At 42.9% G+C, this 12,976-nt stretch carries 11 protein-coding genes; 9 read left to right on the top strand and 2 right to left on the bottom strand.

Annotated features, from left to right (window positions below; translation table 11 throughout):
- The first annotated feature begins 8 nt into the window (after positions 1-8).
- From rpsA to FTV29_RS02450, 5 genes are all read left to right on the top strand, one after another.
- Entirely contained in the window at positions 9-1,688 is a 1,680-nt protein-coding gene (gene rpsA / locus FTV29_RS02470) for a 30S ribosomal protein S1 (protein ID WP_005097313.1), read from the top strand.
- 163 nt (positions 1,689-1,851) lie between these two features.
- A complete protein-coding gene (locus tag FTV29_RS02465) occupies positions 1,852-2,157 on the top strand; it encodes an integration host factor subunit beta (protein WP_005097312.1) in 306 nt (101 codons plus the stop codon).
- A gap of 23 nt (positions 2,158-2,180) precedes the next feature.
- A complete protein-coding gene (locus tag FTV29_RS02460; RefSeq protein WP_005097310.1) occupies positions 2,181-2,540 on the top strand; it encodes a lipopolysaccharide assembly protein LapA domain-containing protein in 360 nt (119 codons plus the stop codon).
- A gap of 36 nt (positions 2,541-2,576) precedes the next feature.
- Positions 2,577-3,257 carry an orotidine-5'-phosphate decarboxylase gene (gene pyrF / locus FTV29_RS02455; RefSeq protein WP_005097309.1) on the top strand — a complete coding sequence of 227 codons (681 nt, stop codon included), beginning with the start codon at positions 2,577-2,579 and terminating at the stop codon, positions 3,255-3,257.
- 405 nt (positions 3,258-3,662) lie between these two features.
- On the top strand, positions 3,663-3,890 hold the full coding sequence (locus tag FTV29_RS02450; RefSeq protein WP_180075016.1) for a hypothetical protein: 228 nt from the start codon (positions 3,663-3,665) through the stop codon (positions 3,888-3,890).
- 114 nt (positions 3,891-4,004) lie between these two features.
- On the opposite strand, the gene FTV29_RS02445 is transcribed toward FTV29_RS02450, so the two are convergent.
- Positions 4,005-4,913: a lysine exporter LysO family protein gene (locus FTV29_RS02445; RefSeq protein WP_180075015.1), complete on the bottom strand. Its 909-nt coding sequence runs from the start codon at positions 4,911-4,913 to the stop codon at positions 4,005-4,007.
- 68 nt (positions 4,914-4,981) lie between these two features.
- Positions 4,982-6,481, bottom strand: a complete 1,500-nt coding sequence (locus tag FTV29_RS02440) for a flavin-containing monooxygenase (protein ID WP_373683598.1) — start codon at positions 6,479-6,481, stop codon at positions 4,982-4,984.
- A gap of 141 nt (positions 6,482-6,622) precedes the next feature.
- Between FTV29_RS02440 and FTV29_RS02435 the strand changes: the two genes are divergently transcribed.
- The 4 genes from FTV29_RS02435 (at position 6,623) to FTV29_RS02420 (ending at position 12,973) form a co-directional block, all read left to right on the top strand.
- On the top strand, positions 6,623-7,630 hold the full coding sequence (locus FTV29_RS02435; RefSeq protein WP_005097302.1) for an AraC family transcriptional regulator: 1,008 nt from the start codon (positions 6,623-6,625) through the stop codon (positions 7,628-7,630).
- A gap of 84 nt (positions 7,631-7,714) precedes the next feature.
- Positions 7,715-8,860, top strand: coding sequence for a cell division protein ZapE (gene zapE / locus FTV29_RS02430; protein ID WP_005097301.1), 1,146 nt, complete (start codon positions 7,715-7,717; stop codon positions 8,858-8,860).
- A gap of 371 nt (positions 8,861-9,231) precedes the next feature.
- A complete protein-coding gene (locus FTV29_RS02425; RefSeq protein ID WP_005097299.1) occupies positions 9,232-11,397 on the top strand; it encodes a malate synthase G in 2,166 nt (721 codons plus the stop codon).
- A gap of 127 nt (positions 11,398-11,524) precedes the next feature.
- Complete coding sequence (locus tag FTV29_RS02420) at positions 11,525-12,973, top strand: aldehyde dehydrogenase family protein (protein ID WP_180075013.1); 1,449 nt, start codon at positions 11,525-11,527, stop codon at positions 12,971-12,973.
- Positions 12,974-12,976 lie beyond the last annotated feature (3 nt).

The following is a 12,976-nucleotide window of genomic DNA, read 5'->3' as shown; positions in this document are numbered from 1 at the left end:
GAAATATCATGACCGAATCTTTTGCAGCCCTCTTTGAAGCAAGTGAATTAAACCTCAACGTTGAAAAGGGTGCAGTTATCCAGGGCGTTGTAGTAAGCATTGACTCTGATTGGGTAACTGTTGACACTGGCCTTAAATCTGAAGGCGTTGTTGACCGTGCTGAGTTCTTAAATGAACAGCGCGAACTTGAAGTTCAAGTTGGCGACACTGTAGACGTAGTTGTTGAAGCGCTTGACAACGGTATGGGTCAAACTGTTCTTTCTCGCGAAAAAGCTAAACGCGCTGAGACTTGGACTAAACTTGAAAAAATCTTTGAAGACGGCGAAATCGTTACTGGTGTTATCTCTGGTAAAGTTAAAGGCGGTTTCACTGTTGACATCGGTCCAGTACGTGCGTTCCTTCCAGGTTCTTTAGTTGATACTCGTCCTATTCGTGATACGACTCACCTAGAAGGCAAAGAGTTAGAATTTAAAGTAATCAAACTTGACGCTAAACGTAACAACGTTGTTGTTTCACGTCGTGCTGTTATGGAAGCTGAATCTTCAGCTGACCGTGAAGCTCTTCTTGCTCAGCTTGAAGAAGGTCAAACTGTTACTGGTACGATCAAAAACCTTACTGACTACGGTGCATTCGTTGACCTTGGCGGTATTGACGGTCTTCTTCACATCACTGATATGGCTTGGAAACGCATCAAGCATCCTTCAGAAGTTGTTGAAGTGGGTCAAGAAGTTACTGTTAAAGTACTTAAGTTCGACCGCGAGCGTAACCGTGTTTCTCTAGGTCTTAAACAACTTGGCGAAGATCCATGGTTAGCGATCATGAACCGTTACCCTAAAGGTTCAATCGTTAAAGCGCGCGTAACTAACCTGACTGACTACGGTTGTTTCGCTGAAATTGCTGAAGGCGTTGAAGGTTTAGTACACGTTTCAGAAATGGATCACACGAACAAAAACATCCACCCATCTAAAGTTGTTCAGATCGGTGATGAAGTTGATGTTATGGTTCTTGAAGTTGATGAAGAGCGTCGTCGTATTTCTCTTGGTATCAAACAAACTCGTGCTAACCCATGGGAAGAGTTTGCTAAAGACCACGACAAAGGCGAAAAAGTTTCTGGTACGATCAAATCTATCACTGACTTTGGTATCTTCATCGGTTTACCAGGCGGTATCGACGGTCTAGTTCACTTGTCTGATATTTCTTGGAACGAACAAGGCGAAGAAGCGATTCGTCGTTACAAGAAAGGCGACACTGTTGAAGCGGTTATCCTTTCTGTAGACGCTGAAGGCAACCGTATCAGCCTTGGCATCAAGCAAATGAACAACGATCCGTTCAATGACTTCCTTGCTGCTAACGAACGCGGTGCGTTGGTTAAAGGTACTGTAACTGCAGTTGATGCGAAAGGCGCGACTGTTAAGTTGGCTGACGAAGTTGAAGCGACTCTGAAAGCATCTGAAATCAACCGCGATCGCGTTGAAGATGCAACTAAGTTCCTTGAAGTTGGTCAAGAAGTGGAAGCGAAGATCATCAACGTTGATCGTAAATCTCGCGCAATCAACTTGTCTATCAAAGCGAAAGACGAAGCTGAAGAGAAAGAAGCAGTTGCTAACTTGAAAACAGCGCCAGCTGCTGGTCAAGACAATGGTCCTAAGACGATTGGTGACCTGATCAAAGCTCAAATGGGCAACTAAGTAGACGTTTGAATTGTATTGTTAATGTAAGTTAACTAATACTTTTTATACAAATACTGTAAACGGTAGCGTAGTATTTAATTATTGCGCTACCGTTTTGTATTTAAACAGGTTATTATCGGGAAATAGATCCCAAGTAGCTTGATAATTAAAGAGGTCGCAGATGACTACTGAAGCACTTAATAAGTCTGACTTAATAGAGCGCATTGCATTAAAAAATCCGCATTTGGCCGAGCCTTTAGTGGAAGAAGCGGTTAAAATTATGATTGATCAAATGATAGAAGCTTTATCATCTGACAATCGTATCGAGATTCGCGGATTTGGTAGTTTTGCATTGCATCATCGTGAGCCACGCGTGGGTCGTAACCCTAAAACTGGTAAATCTGTAGAAGTGGCTGCAAAAGCAGTTCCGCACTTTAAGCCAGGTAAGGCCCTTCGTGATGCTGTAAACGAATCTGCAAATAAATAATTGTAAATATTTACGGGGTGTTCATGCGTTACGTTCTGGTCGTTCTTTTATTGGTGCTGTTTGGCTATTCATTGGCTTTGGTTTTGCAAAATGGTACCGAATTGTCCGTGGACTTGTTATTTACTCAAGTTCCTGCAATGCGTCTAGGATTATTGCTGCTCCTTACCCTATCTCTAGGCGTCGTATTAGGCCTGTTATTGGGCGTTCAAATCTTCCGGGTTTTCCAGACCAATTGGGAAATCAAGCGACTGCGTAAAGACATTGAACATCTGCGTAAGGAACAGTTGAATACAGCCAAGTTAATGGCCGCTGAAGCAGCAGCCCATACCCGGCATGAAAAAACTGTATTAGATATTACCAATGAAAATCAAAGCTCATTATAATGGGCTTATTTTTTGCCTATTTGAAGGGATAATCTCTTGAGTATCATTGTTGCACTAGATGCCAAAAGCCAATTTGATGCCTTAGCCATTGCAGAACAGCTAGATCCTGCCTTGTGTCGACTAAAAGTGGGCAAAGAGTTATTTACCCATGAAGGTCCAATCATTGTCAGAGCACTTCAAGATAAAGGTTTTGATGTATTTCTGGATCTGAAATTTCATGATATTCCAAATACGACTGCACAGGCAGTCTGCGCGGCAGCTGATTTGGGTGTATGGATGGTGAATGTACATGCATCTGGTGGCCGAAAAATGATGGAAACCTGTGTGGAGCGTTTACAAGCAGGCAACTATAAAACTCAACTCATTGCTGTGACAGTGCTGACTTCAATGGGTCGTGAAGACCTCAAAGATATTGGTCTGGATATTGAGCCAAATGAGCATGTCAAGCGTCTGGCTCAACTGACCAAAAACAGTGGCCTGGACGGGGTGGTGTGTTCAGCTCAAGAAGCAAAAATGTTACGTGAAACATTAGGCCAAGACTTTGCTTTGGTAACACCCGGTATTCGTCCTGAAGGCTCAAATGCCGATGATCAGAAGCGTATTGTGACACCGAAACAGGCGATGCTGGATGGTTCGACTCATCTGGTGATTGGCCGTCCCATTACCCAGTCTAAGAATATGCGTCAGACTTTAAAAGATATTTTGGCAACGCTTTAATATGGTTTGAATGACAAAAAGCCTTTCAGTCGAAATAATGCTGATCAGTTAAGGAGTTTAGAAATAGACTCTTTAATTTTTTAGTCATTCACGTCGGAGTATTAATGTTATAAATCAAATTCTTGTAAATTATTTGTTACTTTGGTTTCGCCCAAAGTAACCAAAGGCATTTGTCATCCGCAAAACTCGTCAGCCACCATCGACTAGTAAATTTGTCGCAGAAACAATCATTTTTAAATGTAGTCCTGCCTCAAACAGTTGCGGATGACTTTTCTATCTATCAGATATAATCATGAATTTGAAAAAGAAAATGCTAATCAATTCCTTAACTGACTGGCATTATTTCAGTCGAAAGGCTTTTTTTATATATTGAAAAAAATGGTTATAAAATAAAAAGGAAAAATGATGACTTCATCTGAACCACAATTAGAAAAAGAACATAATGACGTGATTCAACATGTTCAACAGGCGGAACAGCTTAGGCAACAAGAACAGCAACAACAGCAGGCAAGCTCAGCAGATTGGACAACGGGGATCGATGTGGTCAGTTTGGCATCTGATGCCATCAGCCTTGCTTCGGATGTTATTGAAACAGTAGGCGATGCCTTAAGTGATATTGATTTAAGTTTTTAGTCAGCCCTTCTTGCTTGTGCTTCGTTTTAAAATCCTGCTTTAGAACTTAGTCAGGAAGGAGAGTTCCTCTTTAGAAAAGAGAGATTTAGGGAGATTGAGAAAGCAATAAAGCAATTAAATCGCTGCCAGTACACTCACCATGACTGGTGCTAACAGTGACAAAATAAATCCACTTACCATAGCATGCGGAATAAAGTCATGCCCGCAAGCCTGCTTAACCATCGGTAAAGTCACATCCATTGCAGTTGCACCTGCTGCGGAAATGGCAGATCTTGGATATCTCCAGCCCATACAATACATCAGTAAGATGGCAAAAATTTCTCTAAACAGGTCATTCATTAGTGCAATGCTGCCGAGTTCTGCATTTCGAAGCTCGGTCACGACAACGCCTGACATTGAGTAAAATCCATAGCCTTGTGACAGCATGATCAAATCTTTCAGGCCAATCTGTGTGTTCCAGAATGAATACAGCATAACTGCGAATAATGAACCGAAGATACAACCGATTGGAACCAGAAGAATTTTGATATTTAACCAAGAACGATCCAGTGGCGAATAAGCCAGATCTAAACCAATGAAAAACATAAATATCAGTAACAAATGCCAGGTGCTAATGTGTAAGGACAGATCAAACAGACTCAAGCCAGCATGTAAAAAGTATCCGCCTGCGAGTGCCAAAAAAGCATAACTCATATTCACTAAGGATTTAATTACCAGATCAAGGGATACTCTGCCTGAACTGGGAAGAAAACCAGCCCACTTGAACAGCAAATAGCAAATAGCAAAAGCACCGAGTGATGTCAGAAAGGCAATGCTGATGGATGTACTCAGAATCTGTAGGGGATGCTGTAATTCATCCACAAGCTGTGAGAATTCAAAGGAAATCGCAATCAGTAACACATAGCTAAAATAAGGTAAGAGCTTGAAACAGATTTTAATCATCGATACTGGAATCCGTTTCGCCAAAGCAAAACCGAGTGCCAAACAGAGAAGAAGCTGAAAGATGAGCCAAAGCGATTGCATAAGTTTAATAGATTGAAAAAATTATCTTTAAATTATGCCATCGCTTGATGCTAGATGGTGAAAAGCTTTTAGCTAACTTTATTGAATAATCGATAATCTACGGTATTGGGTTTCTTGGTTTTCAGCCAGTATTTCCAGGTATAAGTCGGCCATAGGGCAAAATTCTTGCCACCTTCCTGCTGATACCAGCTGACACAGCCAGATTGCCATACGGTCTGTTCAAACATATGTTGCACCTGCTGATTAAATGTATCTTGCGCCTGCTCTTTGACCATAATGGCATCGCTATGTGATTGATCGACCCGCTGCATGAGCTGCAAGATATAGTCAACTTGTGCCTCAATCATAAAAATCACAGAGTTGTGTGCCAATAGGGTATTTGGGCCCAGTAATTGAAACAGGCTTGGGAAACCTTTCATGCAAATTCCATAATAACTTTCAGCCCCCTGTTTCCAGACCTCATTGAGCTGTAGATTATCCAGCCCAGTACATTGAAAATTCTTCATATAGATGCGTGGATCGGTAATGAACCCGGTGCCATAAATCAGACAGTCAATTGGCCGCTCCTGACCATCCTGGGTAATGATGCTATTTTCAGTGAGTTCCTGAATCTTTTCAGTCACCAGTTCTACATTCCTGCGGTTAAAAGTCGGGAAATAGCTATTGGAAACCAGAATACGTTTACAACCCATGATGTAATCCGGAGTGAGTTTTTGAGCTAACTCAGGATCTTTAATCTGGTATTTGATGAACAGTTCTGCCAGTTTCTGGGTGTATTTCATGATTCCGGGTTTAACGATGGGGATGACCCGCGATTCATTTGACCAATATAAGCGGGCACGGTGCAGTTTTCGGAACCAGTCATATTTTTCAAATAGTGTCTTTTCGAGAGGGTGATAGACACGTTCATCGCGAGGAATGATCCAGGCTGCAGTACGTTGCATGACATAGAGTTGTTTGCATTGTGGGGCAATTTCCGGAACATATTGAATGGCGCTGCCACCTGTGCCAATCGATGCGACATTTTTGCCATTTAAATCATAAGTATGATCCCATTGTGCAGAATGAAAGACTTTCCCTTGAAACTTCTCAATACCGGGGATAGGTGGAATCTGGGGAATGTGCAAAGGCCCTGAAGCAAATATGACAAATTGGGCTTCCAGGATACTTTGATCTTGTAACTGCAATTGCCACAGACAGCGCTCTGCCTGGTAATGCGCTGAAAGGACTTCAGTATTTAAGCGGCAGAAAGCACGTAGCTTATAATCGTTTACCAGATCCTGAATATAGGAAAATATCTCGGGTGCTTCGGCATAGCGTTTTGACCAGTTACTTTTCGGAGCGAATGAGAGGGAATATAAATGTGACTGCACATCACAGGCTGCGCCAGGGTACTGGTTGTCTCGCCAGGTTCCACCAAATTCATGGCCTTTTTCCAGCAGAATAAAATCATGGATGCCTTGCTGCTGTAAACGTATTGCCATGGCAATACCGCCAAAACCGGCGCCAATAATGGCGACTTTGGTAAAGGGTGGCGAGCGGGTGGCACTTGTATTTTCCAGCATCATTGCATTCCTTGCTTATTTTAATAAGAGATTATTATCATCATTCACTGATAAAAGATTAGACCTAAAATTGATCTAAACGGCAATAGCAGTACACTTATTTTTATAGTACAACTAAGACTATCACATTGTATTTGTATGGTTATGAAACGTTCTGTTCTCAGTCTGATGTATTTGATTCAAGGTATGCGCAAGGCGGGCATAGACGTCGATCAGAAGCTGCAAAACATTGGACTGCGTGTCGATGCCTTTGATCCTGGCTCGATTATTCATCCGAGTCTGGAACATGATGTACTTAAGGTCGTAGGGCAGGAAATCGAAGCTGAACAGGGATTATTGATTGGCCAGCATTATGCATTGGCAGGTTATGGTCCGTTGTTGATGTTACTGGTTACCAGTCCGACGGTACGTGATGCGCTGCATCAGGTGATCCGCTTTCAACAGTTGACGCATTTGACAGGACAATTGGGTTTGCAACAAAGCGAGCATCATAGCGCGTTGTGTTATCGACCGAAAAATCTGGAAGATGGTCTGGGTGTGTTGCTGGCACAGGCGGAGATTTCGGGAACTTTCAAGTTTATCCGTGATATCTACAAAATGATGGGCCTGTCCAAACCTGATTTACGGATCGAGTTACCATTTGCCCATCCGCAAGAGCCGAATACCTTAAAGGTCTATCATGATTATTATGGGACACAGGTTCAGTTCGATGCACCAAGTGCGGCATTCTGGTTTGATGAAGCAGTTCTGGATATTAAAATTCCGTCTGCAGATACGGTGACCTTTGCGCTGTATGAAGCCAAGTGTTTTGCTGAATTGCAACGTTTGCAACAGGATGAGCAGACACCGACAGTGGTGCAGCGCGTTCAGGATTATCTGGAAATACAAAGTGGTTTGATGCCGAGCATGGCCGAAACTGCGCAGGCGCTAAATATTCCGGAGCGAACCTTGCGGCATCAGTTACAGCAGTGTGATACCAGTTATAAACAGATTCGCGAAGACATTATTAAAGATAAGGCTTTGCGATTGATTGAATATAAACAGTATTCAATTGAAATGATTGCAGAGTTGTTGGGCTATTCCGAGCCGGCTGCTTTTAACCATGCCTTTAAACGCTGGTTTGGGCAAAGCCCTCGGCAATATGTGAAATAGCCTAAGCTTGTTTATGCCAAAGTGTTATAGTGTGTTGATTAAACTCCGCTATAATTAAATTGATCCCAAATAGTACGAAACTCTATGTCCGATTTTAATTCACAGCACAGCACCGCCTTTAGTCCGATTTCTCCTGCAGAACGTTATGCACAAGCAATATCTTCGGGACAGTTTATGCCTGATGATGCACAGGCAATGGCAGTACATGAACTGAATCGTGTCTGGCTGGAATTGATTCAGCGTTTTAAGGCCTCGAAAAAAGCCTTTCGCCGTTTTCGCCGTCAGACTTCTCCCAATGGCGTGTATATGTGGGGTGGTGTGGGTCGTGGCAAAACCTGGTTAATGGATCAGTTTTATGATTCGATTCCATTTCGCCGTAAAACCCGGATGCATTTTCACCACTTTATGCAGCATGTGCATCGTGAATTAAATAAGCTCTCTGGGCAGCGTAATCCGCTGGATCTGGTCGCGGATCAGATTTATAAAGACGCGGTGATTATCTGTTTCGATGAGTTCTTTGTATCCAATGTCACCGATGCCATGATTCTGAGTGATCTGTTCCAGAAACTGTTTGAACGCGGGATTACTTTGGTTGCAACTTCGAACATTGCCCCAGATGGTTTGTATAAAAACGGGATTCATCGTGACCGTTTCCTGCCGACGATTGAACTGGTCAAGAAAAACTGTGTGGTGTTAAACGTCGATGCCGGCGTCGATTACCGTTTACGCGTATTAAAACAGGCGCAGTTATTCAAATTCCCATTAACCCATGATCATAAAAACTGGATTGCGCAACGTTTCAGTGCTTTGACTCAGACGCAAACCTGCTCTGAAGAGCCGATTATCATCAATAACCGTATTGTGGAAACTGTGTCACATACCGAAGATGTATTGTGGTGCGAGTTTTCTGAGCTGTGTCTAAAACCACGTAGCCCGGCTGACTTTATTGAAATTGCCAATATTTATAATACGGTTTTAGTCAGTAATGTGCCGCACCTGACCGATTTCCTCAATGATGGGACGCGCCGTTTTATTTATCTGGTCGATGAGTTCTATGACCGTGGTGTCAAACTGTTATTGACCTCGGAAGACAATATTATTGATATTTACCAAGGTGAAAAACTGGTCTTTGAAATTGAACGGACGCGTTCACGTTTACTGGAAATGCAGTCGGATGAATATCTGAATTCTGAACATCGTCAGATTCAGAAAACTATCTCGAGTGAGTAGGAAGCAGAATAAAAACGCTGGTCATTGACTGGCGCTTTTTTATAAAAATAAGCAGGTAATTGATCGACAACTAGGGCCAAACATGGCTTAATCTTGATCTAAATATGATCGTGTATAACTAGAATGCATAATTTTTACTCGAAAATCTGAACTTAAGTCTAATTTCTACATTTCGAAAACTTTATACACTGTCATTAGGGTATTTAGCAGAATGATATCTCAATGCGGCTGAGCGACGTCTGATATGTTTATGAGGGTACTCATATTATGAAAAATGCTCAGTATTTAGCAATTTGATAATACTATTCAGCTAGATTTTAATCGGTATACTAGAATCTCTTGTATAAAAAGTAGCAATATCAGGAAAGACAATGACTGCACGTATTCAAAAAGGCAAGTTAGCGATTGCTAAAGAACTTTACGATTTTATCGAAAATGAAGCACTACCAGGTTCTGGTTTGGATAGTGAAACTTACTGGAAAAACTTTGAACAAGTCGTTGTTGATCTTAGCCCTAAAAATAAAGCACTTTTGGCTAAGCGTGATGACATTCAAGCGAAAATCGATGAATGGCACCGCAATAACACATTTGAATTACAAGCTTACAAAGCTTTCTTGACTGAAATTGGCTACTTGTTACCAGAAGTAGAAGATTTTCAAATCAGCACTGAAAATGTAGACGAAGAAATTGCCGTATTGGCCGGCCCACAGCTGGTGGTACCGGTACGTAATGCACGTTACTGCCTCAACGCAGCCAACGCACGTTGGGGTTCTCTCTACGATGCACTTTATGGTTTCGACGTGATCTCTGAAGAAGATGGCGCGGAAAAAGGTAAAGGCTATAACCCGAAACGTGGTGAGAAAGTTGTCGCATTTGCGAAAAACTTCCTTGACGAAACTTTCCCATTGGCACAAGGTTCGCACGCAGACGCAACTCAATATGCAGTTGATGGCAACGCACTGGTTGTAACATTAAAAGATGGTTCTACAACGACTGTTGCGGATAGCGCTAAATTTGTTGGCTTCAATGGCGAAGCGTCAGCACCGACTGAAATCGTATTTAAAAATAACGGTCTGCACGTTATTGTGCAAATTGATGCAACGAGCCCGATTGGCCAGACTGATGCCGCTGGCGTAAAAGACGTAGTTCTTGAAGCTGCGGTTACCACCATTCAGGATTTGGAAGACTCGATTGCAGCGGTTGATGCTGAAGAAAAAGTGGAAGGCTATCGTAACTGGTTAGGTCTGATGAAAGGCACTTTAGAAGAGTCCATTCAGAAAAATGGTAAAACAGTTACCCGTACACTGAATGCAGACCGTACTTTCAAAAATGTGGAAGGTGGTGAAACCAAGGTTCATGGTCGTTCATTGATGTTGCTGCGTAATGTCGGTCATTTGATGACAAACCCTGCCATTTTGGTCGATGGTGCAGAGATTTTTGAGGGCATCATGGATGCCTTGATTACACCATTGTTGTCTTTTGCCGACATCAAAGGTGAAAATACCATCAAGAACTCGCGTCAAGGTTCAATGTATATCGTTAAACCAAAAATGCATGGTCCTGAAGAAGTGGCATTTGCCGTTGAATTGTTTGAACGTGCGGAACAGGTACTGGGTTTGCCTGCAAAAACTTTAAAAATCGGGATTATGGATGAAGAGCGCCGTACTTCTGTAAACCTGAAGAACTGTATTGCACAAGCCAAAGACCGTACTATTTTCATCAATACAGGCTTCATGGACCGTACCGGTGACGAAATCCATACCTTTATGGAAGCAGGCCCATTCGTACGTAAAGGCGAAGTCAAAGGTCAGATCTGGTTCCCGGCTTATGAAAACCGTAACGTGATGATCGGTCTGCAAGCAGGTTTACGTGGCAAAGCGCAAATCGGTAAAGGCATGTGGCCAAAACCAGACATGTTGCTCGACATGTATAAAACCAAAACTGAACATCCGGAAGCAGGTGCGAGCTGTGCATGGGTGCCATCACCAACAGGTGCGGTAATTCACGCGATTCACTATCATCAGATTAATGTTGCGGATCGTCAGCAAGAGTTATTGGCAACTGAAGCCTTGTCACTAGATGACTTGTTAACGCCACCATTAGCAACAGACACTAACTGGTCTGAAGAAGAGAAAACCAAAGAACTTGAAAATAACTGTCAGGGGATCTTGGGCTATGTAGTTCGCTGGGTAGACTTAGGTGTAGGTTGTTCTAAAGTACTCGACATCAACGATGTCGGTTTAATGGAAGACCGTGCGACTTTACGTATCTCTTCGCAGCACGTGGCGAACTGGTTGCGTCATGGTGTGGTAAGCCATGAGCAAGTAGAAGAAGTGATGCAGCGTATGGCGAAAATTGTAGATCAGCAAAATGCCAATGATCCGTTGTATACGCCAATGTCTGCAGACTTTGCCAACAATATTGCATTCCAGGCAGCGTCTGACCTGATCTTTAAAGGTGGTGAACAGCCATCAGGTTATACCGAGCCACTTTTACATGCAGCACGTTTAAAGTTAAAAGGTTATACAGGTGACTAATCCCGTCTAACTTAAAAAAGCCTCTTCGGAGGCTTTTTTATTGTCTAATGGTAAGCGGTTGTCTTTCTGACTAGAAATTTTTCAGCTGAACTCTTAAAGTGGAGCAAAGCTTGCGAGGAACAATAAAATGATGACGGTATATCAGGACTTAGACCAGCAGTTTATTCATGGTCAGTGGCAACATGGAACTTCAACCAAAATCATAAAAAATATCAATCCTTTTACCCAAACCGAAATTATGAGTCTTGCAGCTGCCAGCTCTGTCGATGTAGACAGTGCGTATACGGCAGCAGAACAGGCTTTTCAACAGGGTGTTTTGAATTCCATTGGAGTCCGTAAAACAGTATTGCAAAATTTAATTAATATTATTCAGCAGCGCCGTGCAGAAATCATTGACTGGCTGATTATTGAATCAGGCAGTACGCGCATTAAAGCCGGCCTTGAAATGGATGCTGCCTTGGGGATTATTCAGGAAAGTCTGGCATTTCCAGATCAGCTGAAAACTGAACAGCTCGAAAGCAAAGATCCAGTACGGAAAAGTTTGGTCTTGCGTAAACCTTTAGGCGTGATTGCAGTCATCAGTCCATGGAACTTTCCATTTCATCTGTCCTTGCGTTCAGTGGCGACAGCGATTGCCTGTGGTAATACGGTTGTCTTGAAACCAGCCAGTGATACGCCGGTGACTGGCGGTACATTAATCGGGAAATTATTTGAAGAAGCCGGTTTGCCTCCAGGTGCATTGAATATTGTTGCTGGTGCTGGCAGTGAAATCGGGGATTATTTTGTCGAGCATTCAGTACCAAAAATGATTTCATTTACCGGCTCGACTGAAGTGGGGAAAAGTGTCGGCAGTAAAGCTCTGGCCAGTTCCAGAATCAAACGTTTGGCACTGGAACTGGGCGGCAATGCACCCTTGGTGATTCTGGATGATGCCGACCTTGATCTGGCGGTTGAACTGACCTTGATGGGGCGTTTTATGCATCAGGGACAAATTTGCATGAGCACCAATCGGGTCGTTATCGATGCATCTATTCATGATGCTTATGTGGATAAGCTTCTGGATCGGGTCAAAATGATTCCAGTGGGCGATCCGAATCTGGAAGATACCATCATCGGGCCGATCATTAATCGGAGTCAGGTCAAAAAGCATCAACAGATCATTCAGACAGGCAGCGAGCAGGGCGCACAGCTGGTATATGAGGGCGGAATTGAAGGAAATCTGGTCTATCCGCATATTTTCATTAACGTCGCAGCCGATTCTGATTTAGCACAACAAGAAAGCTTCGGTCCGATTTTACCGATCTTAAAAGCACGTGATGAGGCCCATGCTTTAAATCTGACCAATGCAACAGAGTTCGGTTTGTCCAGTGCAGTCTGTACATCAAATATCGAACGCGGCAGCGCTTTTGCGGCACAACTGGATATTGGCATGACCCATATTAACGGGATCAGTGTTGCAGATCAGTCTAATGCACCCTTTGGCGGCGAGAAAAACTCAGGACTCGGACGTTTTAATGGTCGCTGGATTTTTGAGGAGTTTACCCGGACACACTGGTTGACCATACCGAATTCATGATAC

Origin of the sequence: Acinetobacter sp. YH12254 (assembly GCF_013417415.1) — a bacterium.
In the GTDB taxonomy this organism is placed as follows: Bacteria; Pseudomonadota; Gammaproteobacteria; order Pseudomonadales; family Moraxellaceae; genus Acinetobacter; species Acinetobacter pseudolwoffii.
This window is presented reverse-complemented; position numbering and strand designations above follow the sequence as displayed.

Excerpts from the sequence above, each read along its gene's own strand:
- rpsA (WP_005097313.1), top strand. The coding sequence starts at position 9 with ATGACCGAATCTTTTGCAGCCCTCTTTGAAGCAAGTGAATTAAACCTC.
- FTV29_RS02465 (WP_005097312.1), top strand. The coding sequence starts at position 1,852 with ATGACTACTGAAGCACTTAATAAGTCTGACTTAATAGAGCGCATTGCA.
- FTV29_RS02460 (WP_005097310.1), top strand. The coding sequence starts at position 2,181 with ATGCGTTACGTTCTGGTCGTTCTTTTATTGGTGCTGTTTGGCTATTCA.
- FTV29_RS02450 (WP_180075016.1), top strand. The coding sequence starts at position 3,663 with ATGACTTCATCTGAACCACAATTAGAAAAAGAACATAATGACGTGATT.
- FTV29_RS02445 (WP_180075015.1), bottom strand. The coding sequence starts at position 4,913 with ATGCAATCGCTTTGGCTCATCTTTCAGCTTCTTCTCTGTTTGGCACTC.
- FTV29_RS02440 (WP_373683598.1), bottom strand. The coding sequence starts at position 6,481 with ATGATGCTGGAAAATACAAGTGCCACCCGCTCGCCACCCTTTACCAAA.
- FTV29_RS02435 (WP_005097302.1), top strand. The coding sequence starts at position 6,623 with ATGAAACGTTCTGTTCTCAGTCTGATGTATTTGATTCAAGGTATGCGC.
- zapE (WP_005097301.1), top strand. The coding sequence starts at position 7,715 with ATGTCCGATTTTAATTCACAGCACAGCACCGCCTTTAGTCCGATTTCT.
- FTV29_RS02425 (WP_005097299.1), top strand. The coding sequence starts at position 9,232 with ATGACTGCACGTATTCAAAAAGGCAAGTTAGCGATTGCTAAAGAACTT.
- FTV29_RS02420 (WP_180075013.1), top strand. The coding sequence starts at position 11,525 with ATGATGACGGTATATCAGGACTTAGACCAGCAGTTTATTCATGGTCAG.